General features: G+C 38.8%; 22 protein-coding genes and 1 pseudogene. 14 read left to right on the forward strand and 9 right to left on the reverse strand.

From position 1 onward, the window contains the following. The first annotated feature begins 27 nt into the window (after positions 1-27). A complete protein-coding gene (gene ung / locus LS48_RS07225; protein ID WP_062621448.1) occupies positions 28-693 on the forward strand; it encodes a uracil-DNA glycosylase in 666 nt (221 codons plus the stop codon). A 285-nt stretch (positions 694-978) separates the two neighbouring features. Here the strand turns inward: ung and LS48_RS07230 are convergent, their stop codons facing one another. The 4 genes from LS48_RS07230 to LS48_RS07245 all read right to left on the reverse strand — a co-directional run bounded on the left by LS48_RS07230 (position 979) and on the right by LS48_RS07245 (position 4,158). Beyond that, positions 979-1,845, reverse strand: coding sequence for a substrate-binding domain-containing protein (locus LS48_RS07230; protein WP_062621451.1), 867 nt, complete (start codon positions 1,843-1,845; stop codon positions 979-981). Next, positions 1,842-2,723, reverse strand: a complete 882-nt coding sequence (locus LS48_RS07235; protein ID WP_078056383.1) for a nucleoside phosphorylase — start codon at positions 2,721-2,723, stop codon at positions 1,842-1,844. The genes LS48_RS07230 and LS48_RS07235 overlap by 4 nt, the downstream gene beginning before the upstream one ends. 110 nt (positions 2,724-2,833) lie before the next feature. Further along, on the reverse strand, positions 2,834-3,163 hold the full coding sequence (locus tag LS48_RS07240; protein WP_062621543.1) for a translation initiation factor: 330 nt from the start codon (positions 3,161-3,163) through the stop codon (positions 2,834-2,836). 44 nt (positions 3,164-3,207) lie between these two features. Next, positions 3,208-4,158: an isopenicillin N synthase family dioxygenase gene (locus LS48_RS07245; RefSeq protein ID WP_045080890.1), complete on the reverse strand. Its 951-nt coding sequence runs from the start codon at positions 4,156-4,158 to the stop codon at positions 3,208-3,210. A 121-nt stretch (positions 4,159-4,279) separates the two neighbouring features. On the opposite strand from LS48_RS07245, the gene LS48_RS07250 reads away from it, so the two are divergent. The 12 genes from LS48_RS07250 (at position 4,280) to LS48_RS07300 (ending at position 13,983) form a co-directional block, all read left to right on the forward strand. Next, positions 4,280-6,289, forward strand: coding sequence for an alpha-ketoacid dehydrogenase subunit alpha/beta (locus LS48_RS07250; RefSeq protein WP_062621453.1), 2,010 nt, complete (start codon positions 4,280-4,282; stop codon positions 6,287-6,289). 97 nt (positions 6,290-6,386) lie between these two features. Beyond that, positions 6,387-6,548 carry a DUF1328 domain-containing protein gene (locus tag LS48_RS14860; protein WP_076692425.1) on the forward strand — a complete coding sequence of 54 codons (162 nt, stop codon included), beginning with the start codon at positions 6,387-6,389 and terminating at the stop codon, positions 6,546-6,548. 36 nt (positions 6,549-6,584) lie between these two features. Beyond that, the gene (locus LS48_RS07255) at positions 6,585-7,064 is read left to right on the forward strand and encodes a lipocalin family protein (RefSeq protein ID WP_062621456.1); all 480 of its coding nucleotides are present in this window, start codon (positions 6,585-6,587) and stop codon (positions 7,062-7,064) included. Between the two features lie 5 nt (positions 7,065-7,069). Continuing rightward, positions 7,070-7,777, forward strand: coding sequence for a YiaD family glycine zipper/OmpA-like lipoprotein (locus LS48_RS07260; protein ID WP_062621458.1), 708 nt, complete (start codon positions 7,070-7,072; stop codon positions 7,775-7,777). A 66-nt stretch (positions 7,778-7,843) separates the two neighbouring features. After that, positions 7,844-8,971, forward strand: coding sequence for an NAD(P)/FAD-dependent oxidoreductase (locus LS48_RS07265; protein ID WP_062621461.1), 1,128 nt, complete (start codon positions 7,844-7,846; stop codon positions 8,969-8,971). Then, positions 8,968-9,687, forward strand: a complete 720-nt coding sequence (locus tag LS48_RS07270) for a methyltransferase domain-containing protein (protein ID WP_062621463.1) — start codon at positions 8,968-8,970, stop codon at positions 9,685-9,687. Before LS48_RS07265 ends, LS48_RS07270 begins: the two co-directional genes overlap by 4 nt. Continuing rightward, positions 9,684-10,736 (forward strand): type III polyketide synthase, encoded by a 1,053-nt coding sequence (locus tag LS48_RS07275; RefSeq protein WP_062621546.1) that lies wholly within the window; start codon positions 9,684-9,686, stop codon positions 10,734-10,736. Before LS48_RS07270 ends, LS48_RS07275 begins: the two co-directional genes overlap by 4 nt. A 2-nt stretch (positions 10,737-10,738) precedes the next feature. After that, a complete protein-coding gene (locus LS48_RS07280; RefSeq protein ID WP_062621465.1) occupies positions 10,739-11,512 on the forward strand; it encodes an SDR family oxidoreductase in 774 nt (257 codons plus the stop codon). Positions 11,513-11,519: 7 nt separating this feature from the next. After that, entirely contained in the window at positions 11,520-11,966 is a 447-nt protein-coding gene (locus tag LS48_RS07285) for a 3-hydroxyacyl-ACP dehydratase FabZ family protein (RefSeq protein ID WP_062621467.1), read from the forward strand. Further along, a complete protein-coding gene (locus LS48_RS07290) occupies positions 11,963-13,234 on the forward strand; it encodes a beta-ketoacyl-[acyl-carrier-protein] synthase family protein (RefSeq protein ID WP_062621468.1) in 1,272 nt (423 codons plus the stop codon). Before LS48_RS07285 ends, LS48_RS07290 begins: the two co-directional genes overlap by 4 nt. Before the next feature lie 5 nt (positions 13,235-13,239). Continuing rightward, positions 13,240-13,494: an acyl carrier protein gene (locus LS48_RS07295; protein WP_062621470.1), complete on the forward strand. Its 255-nt coding sequence runs from the start codon at positions 13,240-13,242 to the stop codon at positions 13,492-13,494. Between the two features lie 123 nt (positions 13,495-13,617). Continuing rightward, positions 13,618-13,983, forward strand: a complete 366-nt coding sequence (locus LS48_RS07300) for a hypothetical protein (RefSeq protein WP_062621472.1) — start codon at positions 13,618-13,620, stop codon at positions 13,981-13,983. On the opposite strand, the gene LS48_RS07305 is transcribed toward LS48_RS07300, so the two are convergent. The 3 genes from LS48_RS07305 to LS48_RS07315 all read right to left on the reverse strand — a co-directional run bounded on the left by LS48_RS07305 (position 13,984) and on the right by LS48_RS07315 (position 15,800). After that, the gene (locus LS48_RS07305; protein WP_131807705.1) at positions 13,984-14,460 is read right to left on the reverse strand and encodes an arsenate reductase family protein; all 477 of its coding nucleotides are present in this window, start codon (positions 14,458-14,460) and stop codon (positions 13,984-13,986) included. It abuts the gene before it with no gap. Continuing rightward, positions 14,460-14,762 (reverse strand): ribosome hibernation-promoting factor, HPF/YfiA family, encoded by a 303-nt coding sequence (gene hpf / locus LS48_RS07310; protein ID WP_062621476.1) that lies wholly within the window; start codon positions 14,760-14,762, stop codon positions 14,460-14,462. Before hpf ends, LS48_RS07305 begins: the two co-directional genes overlap by 1 nt. A 78-nt stretch (positions 14,763-14,840) precedes the next feature. Beyond that, entirely contained in the window at positions 14,841-15,800 is a 960-nt protein-coding gene (locus LS48_RS07315; RefSeq protein WP_062621478.1) for a TerC family protein, read from the reverse strand. A gap of 136 nt (positions 15,801-15,936) precedes the next feature. On the opposite strand from LS48_RS07315, the gene LS48_RS07320 reads away from it, so the two are divergent. Next, complete coding sequence (locus LS48_RS07320; RefSeq protein ID WP_062621480.1) at positions 15,937-16,560, forward strand: nitroreductase family protein; 624 nt, start codon at positions 15,937-15,939, stop codon at positions 16,558-16,560. Between the two features lie 507 nt (positions 16,561-17,067). Here LS48_RS07320 and LS48_RS07325 read toward each other — a convergent pair. Beyond that, the gene (locus LS48_RS07325) at positions 17,068-17,484 is read right to left on the reverse strand and encodes a DUF3858 domain-containing protein (protein ID WP_062621482.1); all 417 of its coding nucleotides are present in this window, start codon (positions 17,482-17,484) and stop codon (positions 17,068-17,070) included. A gap of 211 nt (positions 17,485-17,695) precedes the next feature. Further along, a pseudogene (locus LS48_RS15770) lies at positions 17,696-17,832 on the reverse strand (transposase); the annotation flags it as partial.

A 17,832-nucleotide genomic window follows, 5' to 3' on the forward strand; every position in this document is an offset into this window, starting at 1 on the left:
TTCAGCAATCATACAAAAGTAACAATAATGGAGGTAACAATTGAGCCGGGTTGGAAAGCCATTTTAAAAGATGAGTTCGAAAAACCCTATTTCAAGAATTTAGTTGAATTTGTAAGGAAAGAATATGCTTCTACCACATGTTTTCCTCCGGGAAAGCAGATTTTTTCAGCCTTCAACCACACACCCTTTGATGAAGTGAAAGTTGTGATAATCGGCCAGGACCCATATCACGGACCGGGGCAAGCCCATGGTCTATGTTTTTCGGTAGGCAAAGAAGTAGCTATGCCGCCTTCGCTTAAAAATATTTTTGAAGAGATACGGACCGATGTGGGTACGGCCATTCCGAACAACGGAAATTTGCAACGTTGGGCGGACCAAGGCGTTTTGCTTTTAAATGCCACGTTGACGGTTCGGGCGCACCAAGCGGGAAGCCATCAAAATAAGGGATGGGAAAAATTTACGGACGCCGTAATCGAAAAACTTTCAACGGAAAGGGAAGATCTGGTTTTTATGCTTTGGGGCGGGCCGGCAAAGAAGAAAGGGGCTAAGGTGGACAATTCCAAACATCTGGTGCTGACCACCGGACATCCCTCGCCATTGGCCGCGAATAGAGGCTATTGGTTTGGCAACAAACACTTCAGTAAGGCAAATGAATTTTTAAAGGAAAAGGGAAAAGTTCCTATTAATTGGTAGTGCTTCGGCTTCGCTCAGCAACATTTTTGGAAGAAATTCTCAGCAACCTTAAAAAGGAAAGCCTAAATAAACAATTAGAAATAAAATTAAATAATTAAAGAATAGAAACGGGGAGAAATTTTCTATTCTTCTTCAGGTGTTTCGGGTTCTGTGGCGTCGTTGCAGCTAAACTGCAATAGCAAAAAGTTTGTGACTAATAACGCCCCCAGAACGATTAAGAAAGTAGTCATAATAGTTGTTTTTATATAAACAAGATGCACTTAGCTCGGTAGGGTTGCGTAAATATTAAGATTTTTTTTGGAAATGATATAAAATGCTGTCTTCCTGTATTTTATCGTCAATTAAATCCAAATCTATCAGTTTTTGTTGAATATTTTCCAGCTCTTTTGAAGTCAACTGGCGGTCGCTCCATTCGGTTAAGGATAGCCATTCGCGCACGTCCTCGATTTTTTGGCCGTAGCGTTTGGCAATCATTTCATCAATGTTTGGTAGGGTTTTAAAATTCTCGGTTACAGCGTTTATAACTTCTAAGATAGCTTCTATGCTTTCGTCATCTTTCTCCAAAACATCATTTCGAACGGCTATTACAAAACTTGGCCAGGGGGTTGGGGACTCACCGACCAATCGGAAAGTTCCGTTGTCCACATAGGGTTTGGTCATAAATTTTTCCCACATAAAATAATCGCCCTCTCCCTTTGGTAGCCCTTCCAAGGCGCCATCCAAATCCTGGATCACCTTAAATTTTAAATCATTCTTTAAATCCCAGTTATGATTTTCCGCATTTACGAAAGCCATTAAGTGCGAGCCCGAACCATAGCGGCTAATGGCCGCATCGGTCCCTCTTAAATCGCTCACTTCTTCGTATTCGGAAGCATTGGCCACGTGAATTCCCCAGAGCAACGGCGATTTCACAAAAACCTGCACAATCTTGCAAGGGTTTCCATTGATTATGTCGCGCACAATGCCCTCGGTAAGGATAACGGCCATATCTATCTCCTTTTCACGCAAGGCTTGCGCCATTTCCCCGGTGCCGCCGGGGTAATCCTTCCACCGTAGGTTGATTCCTCGTTTTTGAAATTCCTTATCGCGAAGGGCAATATACCAAGGTAGGTTAAAGTGTTCCGGCACGCCGCCGATTAAAAAATTTTTCATTTCGCAATTTTTTCCAAAGTATATTGAATAAGGGCATCGATGGTTTTTGAGGCATTCTCACTAAAGCTTCCCGAGGTGCGATTGGCTACGATAGCGTTCATTGAAACTGCGCGATGACCCAAAAGTTTCGCCATTCCGTACATTGTGGCGGTTTCCATTTCCAGATTGGTTATTTTTTTCCTTTTATATCGGAAGGAGGTCAGTTTTTCGTTAAGGTTTTCATCCTTCAGTTTTGCTCGAAGTATCCGGCCCTGGGGTCCGTAAAAACCAACATTGGTAATAGTTATTCCCTGAATTGTTTTGCCAGAGGTGAGTTTTTTCAACAATCCTTTATCGGCTTCGACGGCATAGGGAACTGAATTGTCTGGATTCCATTGGGTGTGGTCTATAAATGACTGGGCAAAATCGCGATTGAAGATTTTATCGGTTTTATCGTAATAGTGCATCACGTTATCCAATCCTATTCCCAAAGCACTCACCACAAAACTATCTACTTCAATTTCAGGGGTTAGGCCTCCGGAAGTGCCAATTCTTATAATATCAAGTGAAGTGAGCTTTCTGTTGACTTGGCGTTTTTCAAAATCTATATTCACCAATGCGTCCAGTTCATTAAAAACAATGTCGATATTGTCCGGACCAATTCCCGTGGAAATCACACTGATGCGTTTTCCTTTGTAAGTTCCCGTATGGGTTTTGAATTCGCGATGTTGGGCGGTAGTTTCAATAGTGTCAAAATATTTTGAAACCATTTGCACGCGACCCGGATCGCCAACGGTAATTATCGTGGGCGCCAATTGGGAAGGAGCAAGGTCTAAATGATAGATTTTGCCTTCGGGCGTTAAAATGAGTTCGCTGGGTTGTATAGTTTGAGATTTCAATTTGTTTAAATTTTTAAGGGTTTATGAGCCTGCACGCTTAAGAGGATTAAATGTTAGAAGGTTTAGAAATGGTGGGTACTGCAAACTGCCACTGCGACTGTAAACTTTTTTCAACCGCCCACACGCTTCACCTTAAATCCTTTGTCTTTTAAAAACCCCATAATCTTATCGCGATAATCGCCTTGGATAATAATCTGTTCATTTTTAAAACTGCCGCCCACGCTCAACAACTGTTTCAATTCCTTTGCAAGTGTTTTAAAATCTGAATCAGCACCCGTATAACCTTCTATTATTGTTATTGGTTTTCCTTTTCGCTTTTCATATTTGCAAAGCAAGGGTTCGTCCTGCAGCCAAATAGTAGATTTTTCCTCTGCTTCAGGAATATCATTTGGCTCGTGGTCCGGAAATAGGTTTTTTAATTGGTCTTCTAAAGAATTCAATGTTTCAGGTTTCAGGTTCAACTGCAAACTGCCACTGCGACTGTTTACTTTTTTATCAATCCAATCTCCACCAAACGTTGGTGCAGAAATTCGCCCGCGGTAATATCTTCGTAGGCTTTTGGGTGTTCTTCGTCAATACATTCTGGCAAACAATTCAATTTCATATCGCTGCGCGGATGCATAAAGAAAGGGATGGAATAGCGTGGTTGGTCCCACTCTTCGCGCGGTGGGTTTACAACGCGGTGAATGGTTGATCGAAGTTTATTATTGGTATGCCTTTCAAGCATATCACCTACATTAATAACAAGTTCATCTTCGTTAGGAATTGCATCAATCCATTCGCCATCCTTACGCAACACTTGCAGACCACCTGCTGAGGCCCCCATCAACAATGTGATTAAATTGATATCTCCATGAGCTCCCGCACGTACTGCGCCTTTTGGCTCTTCGGTAATGGGAGGATAGTGGATGGGGCGCAAAATACTGTTGCCGTTCGTGGCCCAATGGTCAAAATAAAATTCATCCAGACCAATATAAAGCGCTAGTGCACGAAGAACATATATACCTGTTTTTTCCAGCATTCGGTATGCTTCCATGCCCGTGTGGTTGAAATCCGGCAATTCCTTTACTTGCACATTTTTTGGATATTCTTCAGAAAGGTTTGCGTCCTCAGTGGGTTCCTGCCCAAAATGCCAGAACTCCTTTAAATCGCCTTCCTTTTTGCCCTTTGCGTGTTCCTTTCCGAAGGATATATACCCGCGCTGCCCACCGAGGCCTTCAATTTCATATTTTTTCTTTACTTCGAGCGGAAGCGCGAAAAAACTCTTCACTTCCTTATAAAGTTCATCTACCAAATTATCACTGAGGAAATGGTTCTTAAGCGAAACAAAGCCTATATCTTCATAGGCAGAACCTATTTGGTCCACAAATTTCTGTTTTCTTTTTGGGTCTTCGGAAAGGAAGTCTGCCAAATCTACGCTGGGTATATTATTCATAGCATTTAAAATTTAAGCTACAAAGATACCAAAATGTAAAAGTTTTTCCGCAGCTAAATATTCTCTTTAATAATCCTTGTTACAATGGGTTTTTTTCTACTTTTGATACTGCAAATTTTTTATGATGAAACCAGAAACCTCTACCCAAATTTTCTTCGACTATAACCGAAAAGACCTCAATGACGCTACTTTATTAAAATTATACCGCGGCATGTTGAAGCCGAGGCTGATAGAAGAAAAAATGCTGATTTTGCTTCGGCAGGGGAAGGTTTCAAAATGGTTCAGCGGCATAGGGCAGGAAGCTATTTCGGTAGGAATCACGGCGGTGTTGGACAAAGATGAATATATTTTGCCAATGCATAGAAACCTCGCTGTTTTCACCATGCGCGACATTCCGTTGCACCGCTTGTTTTCGCAATGGCAGGGAAAAGCAAACGGATTTACCAAAGGCCGTGATAGAAGTTTTCACTTTGGAACGCAGGAATTCCACATTGTGGGGATGATTTCGCATTTGGGGCCGCAGTTTGGCGTTGCCGATGGCATTGCACTGGCTAATAAGTTAAAGGGAAACAATAAAGTCTGTGCAGTATTTACTGGAGAAGGCGGAACAAGCGAAGGTGATATTCACGAGGCACTGAATGTAGCTTCTGTTTGGCAACTTCCAGTTTTATTTTGTGTTGAAAATAATGGATATGGTCTTTCCACGCCTACAAATGAGCAATACAATTGCGAGCATATTGCAGACCGCGGAAAAGGCTATGGAATGGAGGCCCATATAATTGAGGGAAACAATATTTTGGAAGTTTACACAAAATTAAAGTACTTGGTAGAAAGTATGCGCACTAATCCGCGTCCGATTCTTTTGGAATTCAAAACCTTCCGAATGCGCGGTCACGAAGAGGCGAGCGGTACCAAATATGTTCCGACCAATTTAATTGACGAGTGGGGCTTGCGCGATCCGCTGTTGAATTATGAAACCTATCTGCTGAATGAAGGCGTCCTTTCCGAAGAAAAAATACAGCAATTTCGAGATGAGTTTAAACGGGAAATAGATGAAAATCTCGACATCGCCTTTGCGGAGCCAAAAATAGAATTCAATGAAACAAACGAATTAAATGATGTTTATAAACCATTTAATTATGAAGAAGTTACTGCGAATTCTGCAAAGGAAAATATTCGCTTGATTGATGCCATTTCCCAAGGATTAAAACAATCCATGGAGCGCCACGACAATCTTGTAATAATGGGCCAAGACGTGGCGGAATACGGGGGCGTTTTTAAAATTACCGAAGGTTTTGTGGAGCAATTTGGGAAAGACCGCGTTCGAAATACACCTATTTGTGAATCTGCAATTGTTTCTGCGGCTATGGGACTTTCCATTAATGGTTACAAAGCGGTGGTGGAAATGCAGTTTGCCGATTTTGTAACTTCCGGCTTCAATCCAATCATAAATTATCTCGCGAAGAGCCATTACCGCTGGAACGAAAAAGCAGATGTGGTGGTGCGAATGCCCTGTGGCGCAGGAGTGGGAGCAGGACCCTTCCACAGCCAAACTAATGAAGCTTGGTTTACCCATACACCCGGATTAAAAGTAGTATATCCCGCATTTCCGTATGATGCAAAAGGGTTGCTGGCCACAAGTATTGAAGACCCAAATCCTGTGATGTTTTTTGAACACAAAGCATTGTATAGAAGTATTCGCCAAGATGTGCCAACGGATTATTACACACTGCCTTTGGGAAAAGCATCTCTTTTAAAAGAAGGAAATGACATTACAATTATAACGTACGGAGCCGGCGTACATTGGGCTTTGGAAACATTGGAACAAAATCCGGAAATCAAAGCAGACCTTATAGATTTAAGAACACTGGTTCCTTTGGACACCGAAGCTATTTATAAATCAGTGAAGAAGACCGGCAAGGCTATCATCCTGCAGGAAGATTCAATGTTTGGCGGTATTGCTTCAGATATTTCGGCTTTGATCACCGAAAATTGTTTTGAGCATTTGGACGCTCCCGTTAAGCGTGTTGCGAGTTTGGAAACACCAATTCCCTTTGCCGCAAATTTAGAATCTGGCTATCTTCCTAAAGAAAAATTTAAAGAAAACCTATTGGAATTGTTGTCTTACTAATAATTTAACATTCCTTGTTAAACTTTAGATAAAGACGGTCGAAACGTTAAAATTGTTATTTACTTTAGTAGCATACTAATCATTAAAACTACTTATTATGTTACGTTGGATCGTTATTTTTCTAGTTATTGCAATTATTGCAGCAATTTTTGGATTTGGCGGTATTGCAGAAGGTGCCGCAGATATCGCAAAAATCATTTTTTACATTTTCTTAGTGCTTTTGGTACTATCATTACTTTCAAGATTATTCAGAAGATAATCGCTACTTAAACAATTTAAAACTAATTTAAACTTTATGAAAAAATTCCTCATTCTGGCTATAATTGCAGCCACAACATTCGCTTGCGGTACACCGAAGACCGTTCAAGAATCACGAAAAGTAATCAAAGGGTATTGGTCTTTGGACAATATAACCTATGACTCTTCAGGAACCTTTAATGTAACTTTATTCAATGATACATCAGTAGAATGTATGGAAGGAAGTTCTTGGAGGTTTATACCAAACAATAATACGGGTAATTACAATATAGATAACTCTAATTGCCCAACTGGTGAACGCAATTTCATCTTTACTATTCAGGAAATAGACCCTACATCGGGCTTGTATGATTTCCTATTAAAACCAACCAATGCCAAAGGCAAATCAGAAACAAATGCTGGTTATAGATTACGTTTGGCCCAACTAAATGATTCGTCTATGCGTTGGGAGCAAACTGTAAGTTTGGATGGTAAGCCATTTAAAATAAATATGAACTTTTCTAAAATTCAAGATTAAAAATTATGAAGACATTTTTTAAACAAACCGCATTAATTGCTTTAGCTTTTACATTTGTTATCAGTTTAGCAAGTTGTGAAGCTACCAGAAATGCCAATAACAAACAGAAAGGTGCCGTAATTGGTGCAACTGGAGGAGCAATTCTTGGTGCAATAATAGGAAATAACGTTGGAAAAGGTGGAAACGGAGAACTTGGCGCTGTAATTGGTGGTGTTGTTGGTGGTGGTGCCGGAGTACTTATTGGTGCCAAAATGGACAAACAAGCCCAAAAAATTGAGCAAGAAATTCCCGGTGCCCAAGTAGAAAGAGTTGACGACGGTATAGTTGTTACTTTTGACGAAAATAGTGGTGTTTATTTTGATACTGCCAAGTATAATATAAATTCCGCATCACAGGCTACACTGGACAAGTTATCAAACATTCTTAAGGAATACCCAGATACTAATGTGTTGGTTGTGGGGCATACCGACAGCGTAGGTGCTGACGAAATGAATATGACCCTTTCAAAAAATAGAGCACAGGCCGTTACTAATTATTTTACACAAAATAAAGGATTAAGTCCTTCAAGATTTACCACAAATTGGTATGGTGAAACAGCTCCTGTTGCAGATAATTCAACTGCAGAAGGTCGCGCAAAAAACCGTCGTGTTAACCTTGCTATCGTTCCAAACGAAAAAATGAAGCAAGACGCACAAAATCAGGCAGGAGAATAAAAATTATATTTAACTTTATAAATCCCGCACCATTTTTGGGCGGGATTTTTTTAGTTTTAAAACAAAATGATACACAAATACAAATGGAACGTTATTGTAATTGGAGGAGGGCTTGCAGGCCTTACCACAGCCTTGCATCTTGCTTCAAATAATTTTTCAGTTTGTTTGGTTGAAAGAAGCGAATATCCCAAGCACAAAGTGTGTGGTGAATATGTTAGTAACGAAGTATTGCCCTATTTAAAATCCCTCAGAATTGATCCATTTACAGTAGGAGCAAAGCAGATTTCCAAATTCAAAATAACTGATACGAACGGAGACCCCATAACAGCCACCTTACCGCTCGGTGGCTTTGGAATTAGCCGTTATACGTTTGACAGTTTGCTTTTTGAGGCTTTAAAAAATAAAGCTGAAATAATTTTTGACACTGTTGAAAAAATAATTTTTGAAGAAAATCAATTTCGTGTTACTACTCAAAACAAATCAGTACTACTGGCAGATTTTGTCGTGGGCGCTTTCGGGAAAAGATCAAATATTGATACTTTTCTAAAGCGAAAATTTATGCAGGAAAGTTCGCCTTGGCTAGGCGTAAAGGCTCATTACGATTATGATTTTCCCGATGATACTGTTGCCCTACACAACTTTAACGGAGGCTATTGTGGTTTGAGCAAAACTGAAACGGGAACTGTAAATGCTTGTTATTTGGCAACGTTTAAGTCATTTAAAAAATATGGCGATATTGAGGCTTTTCAAAAACAGGAACTTTCAAAAAATCCTTTTTTGGATAAATTTTTCAGTGGGGCAAAACCCCTTTTCGAAAGACCATTGACCATTAGCCAAATATCCTTTCAAGAAAAAAAACCTGTGGAAAATCATATATTTATGGTGGGCGACAGCGCAGGACTTATACATCCACTTTGCGGCAACGGGATGGCAATGGCTATTAAGAGTGCACAGTTTTTTTCAGAAATGCTTATCCAACTATTTCAAAAAGGAGAATTTGATAGAACGGCCATGGAACGGCAATATGCAAGTCAATGGCATAATGAATTTGATGAAAGAATAAAGACCGGAAAGTTTATTCAGCGAATTTTATTGAATCCATATTTAGCGAAGGCGGGTTTCGCAATGGTAAAAACATTTCCATCCCTAGTTCCAAAACTCATTCAAAAAACACACGGCAATCCAACCGAATGATAACCTTCAGCAATAAATATAGATCTGCCCAAACAGAAATAATGGACGACTTGGATTTTCAAGGAGTTGAAATGAAAAATTTATTGAAAGATCTAAAAGTTGTCAACAAATGGCTGGGCGGGAACACGATTACAATTGATGGAATAAATAAATTGCTACAAGACCACTCCAAGGCTGAGAAGGTAACAATTTTAGATATTGGTTGTGGCGATGGTGAATTGCTTCGGAAATGCGCCGATTTTGGAAATCAAAATAATTTCAATTTTAATTGTATTGGCTTGGATTTTAACGAAAATATTCTAACCTATGCAAAAGAGAGTAGTACAAGTTATCCAAATATAAAATTTCGAAAAGTTGATGTTTTTTTGGAAGAAAATTTAATTCCAAATTGCGATATTGCAGTATGCACTTTGTTTTTGCACCATTTCAATAATAAAGAGATTGAAGGCCTTTTGAAAAAACTTATGCATAAAATAACCATTGGAGCAGTAATAAACGATCTGCACCGAAATAATCAAGCTTTCAACCTTTTTAAATTGGTAAGTACCCTGTTTTTAAAAACTAAAACGGCAAAACATGATGGATTGGTTTCCATCGCAAGAGGTTTCAAAAAGGATGAATTAGAAAAAATATCAAGACAAATCCCAAATCAAAAGAGTAAAATTCAATGGCGCTGGGCCTTCCGCTATCAATGGATACTCAAAAAGGAACTATGAGCGTAAAGATAACCACCGTGGCAAAACAACTGCCGCAATACAGCAGAAAAACTGAAGAAGTAATTCCTTTTGTAAAACAATGGATGCACGGACAGGAAAACCGTTTTCAACGAAAAGTCATTAAGATATTTGAAGGCGCTGGGGTAGATAAGCGTTATTCAATCATGGATCCCGTGGAGGTATTTACCAATACAAGTTTTGAGGAACGCAATGATATTTACGTGCGCGAAATAACAAAACTTGGCAAACAATGCCTGCAAAATGCATTCGACAAAGCTAACTGGAGGCCTACGGACATCGATTTCATAATAACCGTAAGTTGCACGGGAATTATGATTCCATCCGTAGATGCCTATTTAATTAATGAGCTGAAAATGCGGCAGGATGTTGTACGGCTTCCCGTAACTGAAATGGGCTGTGCCGCAGGTATTTCGGGAATAATTTATGCAAACAACTTTTTAAAGGCCAATCCCGGCAAGCGCGCTGCGGTTATAGCTTTGGAAGCGCCCACTGCAACCTTTCAACTAGAGGATTTTTCAATGGTGAACATTGTCAGCGCCGCCATTTTTGGCGACGGGGCAGCCTGTGTTCTAATGTCATCAAATCAAGAGGACAGTGGTCCTGAAGTTTTAGCCGAGGAAATGTACCATTTTTATGATGCTACAGACATGATGGGCTTTAAACTAGTAAACACAGGCCTTCAAATGATACTCGATAAATCTGTTCCCGAAAAAATAGCGGAACATTTCCCAAATATTGTACATCCATTTTTGAAAAAGAATAATTTGAAAATAGAAGACATCGATCATCTTATATTTCACCCCGGCGGAAGAAAAATAGTGGAAACGGTAGAGGATTTATTCGGAAGTCTCGGCAAAAACATTGAAGATACCAAAGAAGTACTTAAATTGTACGGTAATATGAGCAGTGCAACCGTGTTATATGTTTTGGAGCGTTTTATGGATAAAAAACACAAAAAGGGCGATTTGGGCCTGATGCTCAGTTTTGGCCCCGGGTTTTCGGCGCAACGTGTATTGTTGAAATTTTAATTATGGGCGAATTTAAAAATCAATGGGCATTGATACTTGGAGGCAGTAGCGGTTTGGGTCTTGCCACCGCAAAAAAACTCGCTTCCGAAGGAATGAATATCTGTATTGTCCATCGCGATCGAAAAAGTAATTTGAAAAAATTTGAAGCGGAAGTAAAGCAGATGCAATCTTCTGGAATTACTGTAAAAACGTTCAATAAAGATGCCCTAAAAGAAGAAGTAAGAGAAGAAATTATTAAAGATCTTCCCAAACACAGTGTCAAGATTTTACTCCACAGCATAGCAAAGGGCAGTTTAAAAACGATGAATGCTTCCAAAGAAACTATGCTTACAAAACAGGATTTCGATATAACCATTCACGCTATGGCAACAAGCTGGTATGAATGGACCCAAACATTGATTGAGCATCAAGGCTTTGCCAATGGAGCACGAAATATTGCTTTTACCAGTGAAGGAAACTCAAGGGTTTGGCCAGGTTATGCTGCAGTTTCCGCAGCCAAGTCAGTTTTGGAGGCTTTGATGCGAAATATGGCCGTAGAATTGGCTCCTTTAAAAATTACAACTAATTGCGTGCAGGCCGGAACTACTGAAACCCCTTCCTTTTTGGCAATTCCGGGAAGTGAAAAATTGATTGAAATGGCGAAACTCCGAAATCCCCAAAATAGGCTTACAAAACCCGAAGACGTAGCAAATTCGGTCTATCTGCTCTGCAAAAAAGAAGCCGATTGGATCAATGGCACAATACTAAAGGTGGATGGAGGCGAAAGTTTGAGATAAATATAAAATGGATTATCAATATATTATAGACCAGCTTCCATATTCCGAACCTTTTTTGTTTGTGGATGAGGTGCTTTCGGTTTCGGAAGATAATATTTCAGGTACCTATACTTTTAAAAAGGATTTAACTTTTTACGAGGGCCACTTTAAAGACAATCCGGTTACACCCGGGGTAATACTTACAGAATGTATGGCACAGATTGGTCTGGTGTGTTTTGGTATTTATCTTTTAAAGGATGAAACTTCTTCGGAAAAAATAAATTTGGCATTGAGCAGTACCGAAATTGATTTCTATTGTCCTGTTTTTCCGGGAGAAAAAGTAAAGGTTGTCTCAGTAAAAGAATATTTTAGGTTCAATAAATTGAAATGTAAAGTAAAAATGATGAACGCTAAAGACGAAATAATTGCAAAAGGCACAATAAGTGGAATGATCGTGAATAGATATTTAAAATGAAAAAGCGTGTTGTAATTACGGGACTTGGAGTTGTTTCGCCAAATGGTGTTGGTATTTCAGCTTTTTCCGAAGCCATAAAAAAGGGCGTTTCGGGTATTGAGTTCTTGGCCGAATTGCGTGATTTGAAATTTTCTTGCCAATTGGGCGCAGCGCCGAAAATTTCCGAAGAAAAAAAACGGGAATACCTTTCAGACCTTCAACTTCGTAATTTCAACAGCAGTGGTATTTTATACGGGGTAATTGCAGGAATGGATGCTTTGAAAGATGCAAAAATTGAGCCCGCGAAACCCGAAGAGGCACCACTTTGGGACTTGGGAATTATTTTCGGCACCGGTATAAGCGGCGTGGATAAATTTCGCGAGGCCATTCATAAAATAGACGATAAAAACGTACGTAGATTGGGCAGTACTTCGGTAGCACAAACCATGACGAGTGGTGTGAGCGCCTATCTTGGCGGATTAATTGGTGCTGGAAATATGGTAACTGCCAACTCTTCTGCCTGTGCTACGGGAACAGAGGCCCTTTTAATGGGCTATGAGCATATTGCCGCAGGAAAGGCAAAATATATGCTTTGCGGCAGTAGCAGCGACTCCGGACCTTATATTTGGGGCGGCTTTGATGCCATGAAAGTTACGACCTATAAATACAACGATACGCCAAATAAAGTTGCTGGCCCAATGAGTGAAGATGCGAGCGGTTTTGTACCTGGCAGTGGGGCAGGGGCGTATTTGCTGGAATCCTTGGAGAGCGCACAACAAAGAGGCGCAACCATTTATGCGGAAATCCTTGGCGGCGCTATAAATAATGGCGGACAAAGAGACGGCGGCAGTATGACTGCCCCAAATAGTGCTGCTGTACAAAAATGTATTTCTGAAGCGCTCAAAAACGCTAACGTTAGCGCTGCTGAAATAGATTACATCAACGGACATTTAACCGCAACCATCAAAGATCCCGATGAAATAGAAAACTGGAGTATTGCATTGAACAGAAAGGGAAATCAGTTTCCGTTTATAAATTCATTGAAAGGAATGGTCGGTCATTGTTTGGCAGCAAGCGGAAGTATAGAAATTGTTTCTGCAATTCTTCAACTACACGAAGGGTTCATTTTTCCCAATGTAAATTGTGAAAATTTGCATCCAAAAATAGCTTCTTTGATTTCTTCGGAAAAAATTTCGATGAAAACACAAAAAACATCGTTACAAACCATTGCTAAGGCCAGCTTTGGTTTTGGTGATGTAAACGCATGTGCTATCTTTAAAAAAATTTAAAGCACATGACTTCGGAAGAAATATACACAAAGCTTGAGCCTATCATCAAGACTTATTTGCCCGAGGATGTATCTGCCAAAGAAATAAGTCGCAAGAGTGATCTCACGCGCGAACTAAATATAAATTCTGCCCATTTGGTCGATATAATTTTGGACATAGAAGATGTTTTCAATATTGAGTTTAAAAATGAGGATATGGAACAGCTTCGGAATGTGGATGATGCTATTTTGCTCATTAAGCAAAAAACTTTAGCTATATAAATTCTGAAAATCCTTATCAGTTTGTTAACCTCTATTTATAAGCCGTTAAAGACCGTTAAAGTAATTGGGATAGGTTTCTTTAATTATTAACTTGATAGAGAATCATTTAATAATTTAAAGACAATGAAAAAGATAGCTTCAATTTTAATTTTATTACTTAGTATTTCCGCATTTTCCCAAGACCCAGTTTTTCAAAAGTCCAATCCCAAGGCAGAAGAAAGGGCTATTGAAATAACTAATAGTTATGACCTACAGCTTTCTTTGACTGAAAAACAAGAGCTATTATTTCAGCAAAAAGTTGCCGAATTTTTAATACGTAGGTATAAAATTGAATCGGAATTTAGTGGAAAGGAAAAACTCGACCTGCTTTACAATCTTCAGAGAGAGGAAACCGCAGAGATGAATGATATTTTAACTAGACCCCAAATGGACGTTTATAAGCAGGTTAAGCCAACCATTCAACCTTTGGAAACAGTAGAGAAAGAATAATTAATCATTTTTTTCTATAAAGTTTTCATTATTTGTGGTTCGCTCAATATCGGGATCTTTGCCATTTGATGGGCTTTGTTCCAAACCTGCAGAATCCACTTCAAAAAATTCCATAATCTCTGGTGGATTATCAATTTGCTTTGTACGATTGCCAATAATTGCAATCGGCTTTGAGATTACGGAATCATTTTTTTGAATAATTTTCAGCCAATCATTGGAATCAAATTCTGAGGTACTTTCCACATCTATTTCCAATTGTCTTTTATCAACTAAATCTCCAATCTTTACGCCCAGTGCATCGGCAATTTCGGCCCATTGGGTATCAGATACTTTAGTTTTGGCTAAATCTATGGCCAAATATTTTTTCTCAATTCCGGTAAGATAGCTCAGCGTATGGGTGCCCACACGGGTATTGCTACTATATATAAGTGTTAGTTGTCTATCGTCTCGTGCTATTATTCCCATGTCTTTCATCATTAATGAGCTTTCAATTTTTCTTTTCGTTTTTGAAGTTGCGAACGAAGCTCCGTAATTACTTTGGCTACCGAAGCTTCAAATGATGCGGTAGATGTTTCCGCAAATATGGTAGGTCCGGGCATGCTTAAGCGCACGCTACAAATTTTTCCTATTTCTGGATTGGATGTATTCTCCTTTTTAAAGTATACATCGGCCCCTACTATTGAGTCATATTTATTTTCAAGTTTATTTAATTTTTCAGCTACAAAAGCTTCCAATCGTGGGCTCGCTGCCACCTCGTGATACTCGAAATTGATATTCATATTTTTCGGTTTTGATTATAAATTTAAAGATACAATAGCAGAAAACCTTTCCAAACTTTTTAATAGGATTTTGTGAAATTAATTTTCTTCTATAGCGGGAGGATTGGGGTCTGGAATAACTACAGAGGCAATAATACCGGAGGCAAGGGATACTCCTATAACACCTAGCGATAACCATTCAGGAATTTCAACATTGTGGGAGAGAATCATTTTTACACCAACAAATGCAAGTATAACCACAAGGCTATAATTAATATATCTGAATTTGGTAAGCATTCTGGAAATCAGGAAATACATAGACCGAAGTCCTAAAATCGCCAAGATATTTGAACTGAATACAATAAAGGGATCTGCCGTAATAGCAAGAATTGCAGGAATACTGTCCAAAGCGAAGAGTATATCGGTCAGTTCAATTATAATTAACGCTACAAATAGGGGAGTTGCCGCCTTAACACCCATGCGTTTTATAAAGAATTTATCGCCGTCCATTTTATAGCTTACCGGGAAAAGCTTTTTCATAAAGCGAAACATCTTCGATTTCTTGGGGTCAAATTCAGACTCCTTATGGGTCAACATTCGGAAGGCAGTAAACAACAAAAACGCTCCAAAAACGTAAATTATCCAATCAAATTTATTGATAAGCGCTACGCCGAAAAAAATCATCAGCGCCCTAAAAACGATAGCTCCCAAAATGCCATAAAATAAAACTTCGTGCTGATATTTCTGCGGAATAGCGAAAGAGGAAAAGATAACGGCAATTACAAAAACGTTGTCAATACTCAGGGAAAGCTCTATCAAATAGCCCGTAATATATTTAAGGACGGCAACATCTGGAGCCAAATTGGTAGGGTTTTCTACCAACCCGTCCTTAAAGAGCCAATAAATAACTCCCGAAAAACCGAGGGCCAAGGTTACCCAAACAGTAGTCCAAATAGCAGCCTCCTTGGTTTTGATAACATGTGGAGTTCGGTTAAAAACACCTAAATCCAACGCTAAGAATAAAATAATAAATGCGATAAAAATTCCCCAGACAATCATTAATTAAAATTTTGAACAAAAATAAGAGCAATTAAGGTCTAAATATGATATGAAAATGTTAATACTGAAATAGAGCGTTAAATGTTTTTTAAAAACTTTTTATGGCAAGTGAAAGCTATTACATTTAAAAGAAAAAATGGAAAAAGTAGTTACTGTCAATAAAATTACTCCTTTAGATTATCCCGTTCTGGACAGCATCAAAAATAGATGGAGCCCCCGAATGTTTTCGACAAAGCCTATTACGGACGCAGAAGTCAAAAAGCTGTTGGAAGCTGGCCGTTGGGCTCCTAGTGCCTCCAATATCCAACCGTGGCGGGTAATTTGGGGAATAAAGGGCACAAATATGTACGACCGCATTTTTGATTGTCTGGACGAATTTAACCAGTCTTGGGCGGGCAACTCACAAGTGTTGTGGATAAACGCCTTTAAAAAGACAATGGAAAAAAGCGACAAGGAAAATTTTCACGCTTTGCACGACTTGGGCTTGTTTATGGGCAACGTAATACATCAGGCCAACAGTATGGGGATAGCGGTACATCAAATGGCTGGGGTACAGTTTAAAAAGGCGCAGAAAGAATTCAATTTTACCGACGATTACCACGTGGCAACCGCGGTGGCCTTTGGTTATTTTGGTGGCGACCCCGACGGCTTGCCAGACGATCTAAAGAAAAAGGAACTAAAGGAAATGCGGCAACGAAAGGAGCAGGACGAATTTGCCTTCAATGGAAATTTTCAGAATAAAAACCAATTTTTAACGTAGATATAATTTGAGGGAGGGGCTAAAGTTGGTATTCTATAATTACAAATATTAAAGAGCTAATAATAAGGAAATAGGTGGGTTTCCAAATATTCTATTTTACATAATATAAATTATAGTTCAAATGATATATGTATAAAATTGCGTATAGCTTAGCTATTTGTACATAATTTTAGATATAACGCTTATAGGCATATATCGTCTCATATAATTATGTCAAAGCCATTTGCGGCAAATGGATTCTTTATTTTTTAAAGAAGTAAATTGCATATTGCTGTGGCTATTTGATATAAAATCAGTTATTAAGCTTTAGGTATAATATTACCTATTATTAGCTTATAGTTTATTTTATTGAAAAATATTCCAGTTAGTGTTTTAATATTCCCCTATATAGTTTGCCTATAATTTTCATATTTGCAAATTTGTCAAGAATGTTTTTAAATATACAGCCTAAAGCCATCCCTGCGCCGGAAATAAAGAAATCTTCAGGATATTATTAAAGCAAGAATTTTATTGTTTCGTTTCTACTTTAATGACCAATCGTTTATTTTTTACCTGCTTTATCCTTTCATTTAGCAGCTCTAATGCATCAAGATTTTCTTTGGGAATAAAATTCTTTAAAATTGTGTACTTTGACCGCACTCTAAGTTGGTTGTCCTTGCTCTTTTTTAAATCAAAAAAATATTCCCCAAAATCATTCTTAAAATCTTCATTGCCATTTTCAAGCCCCAAAACCTCTATATTGCTTGGAAAGTTTATATAAAATGTGAAATCGTCAGAAAAATTATAATCAAGATAATAACTCAACTCCGGGGTATCCGAACTGCTTTCCAACTGCGCGTGCTGAATTAATTTATCAAAAGAAACACTTACTAAACTATCATTTATAAAGGTGATTGCATTGTTTAGTGCTCCCTCGGCGCTCATAACATAAACAAACGGTTTACTTGTTTTTTGAATTCTACTCGTAACACTAGTAACCGTTGCACAACCCCTTAATTTTTTTAACCTGAACCAATATAAGCCGTTTTAAGCGGCTTTGTTTTTTTGATTGGACTTGAGAATGAGCCAAATTTGGTGCTTTTAAAAAAAGCCATGCTACATTCTGAAGCACTATTTTTGGCAAAAAATACAAAACAAGGCTTTCCGCCCCGCTCTTTGCGCGTTTTTGGATAAACTTGAGGTATTTTTTGAGGTTGTAGGCCGTCGCCGAGAGGTGCATGCATTTGTTGGCCTGTTTGATGCCAATGGTATTGACCTTGCGAAGCCCCATAA

The sequence above is a fragment of the Aequorivita aquimaris genome (assembly GCF_001573155.1).
GTDB lineage: Bacteria > Bacteroidota > Bacteroidia > Flavobacteriales > Flavobacteriaceae > Aequorivita > Aequorivita aquimaris.

Excerpts from the sequence above, each read along its gene's own strand:
- LS48_RS07320 (WP_062621480.1), top strand. The coding sequence starts at position 15,937 with ATGGAAAAAGTAGTTACTGTCAATAAAATTACTCCTTTAGATTATCCC.
- LS48_RS07280 (WP_062621465.1), top strand. The coding sequence starts at position 10,739 with ATGGGCGAATTTAAAAATCAATGGGCATTGATACTTGGAGGCAGTAGC.
- LS48_RS07245 (WP_045080890.1), bottom strand. The coding sequence starts at position 4,158 with ATGAATAATATACCCAGCGTAGATTTGGCAGACTTCCTTTCCGAAGAC.
- LS48_RS07315 (WP_062621478.1), bottom strand. The coding sequence starts at position 15,800 with ATGATTGTCTGGGGAATTTTTATCGCATTTATTATTTTATTCTTAGCG.
- LS48_RS07300 (WP_062621472.1), top strand. The coding sequence starts at position 13,618 with ATGAAAAAGATAGCTTCAATTTTAATTTTATTACTTAGTATTTCCGCA.
- LS48_RS07260 (WP_062621458.1), top strand. The coding sequence starts at position 7,070 with ATGAAGACATTTTTTAAACAAACCGCATTAATTGCTTTAGCTTTTACA.
- LS48_RS07295 (WP_062621470.1), top strand. The coding sequence starts at position 13,240 with ATGACTTCGGAAGAAATATACACAAAGCTTGAGCCTATCATCAAGACT.
- LS48_RS07255 (WP_062621456.1), top strand. The coding sequence starts at position 6,585 with ATGAAAAAATTCCTCATTCTGGCTATAATTGCAGCCACAACATTCGCT.
- LS48_RS07305 (WP_131807705.1), bottom strand. The coding sequence starts at position 14,460 with ATGATGAAAGACATGGGAATAATAGCACGAGACGATAGACAACTAACA.
- LS48_RS07290 (WP_062621468.1), top strand. The coding sequence starts at position 11,963 with ATGAAAAAGCGTGTTGTAATTACGGGACTTGGAGTTGTTTCGCCAAAT.
- LS48_RS07265 (WP_062621461.1), top strand. The coding sequence starts at position 7,844 with ATGATACACAAATACAAATGGAACGTTATTGTAATTGGAGGAGGGCTT.
- LS48_RS14860 (WP_076692425.1), top strand. The coding sequence starts at position 6,387 with ATGTTACGTTGGATCGTTATTTTTCTAGTTATTGCAATTATTGCAGCA.
- LS48_RS07230 (WP_062621451.1), bottom strand. The coding sequence starts at position 1,845 with ATGAAAAATTTTTTAATCGGCGGCGTGCCGGAACACTTTAACCTACCT.
- LS48_RS07250 (WP_062621453.1), top strand. The coding sequence starts at position 4,280 with ATGATGAAACCAGAAACCTCTACCCAAATTTTCTTCGACTATAACCGA.
- ung (WP_062621448.1), top strand. The coding sequence starts at position 28 with ATGGAGGTAACAATTGAGCCGGGTTGGAAAGCCATTTTAAAAGATGAG.
- LS48_RS07325 (WP_062621482.1), bottom strand. The coding sequence starts at position 17,484 with ATGAGCGCCGAGGGAGCACTAAACAATGCAATCACCTTTATAAATGAT.
- hpf (WP_062621476.1), bottom strand. The coding sequence starts at position 14,762 with ATGAATATCAATTTCGAGTATCACGAGGTGGCAGCGAGCCCACGATTG.
- LS48_RS07275 (WP_062621546.1), top strand. The coding sequence starts at position 9,684 with ATGAGCGTAAAGATAACCACCGTGGCAAAACAACTGCCGCAATACAGC.
- LS48_RS07270 (WP_062621463.1), top strand. The coding sequence starts at position 8,968 with ATGATAACCTTCAGCAATAAATATAGATCTGCCCAAACAGAAATAATG.
- LS48_RS07285 (WP_062621467.1), top strand. The coding sequence starts at position 11,520 with ATGGATTATCAATATATTATAGACCAGCTTCCATATTCCGAACCTTTT.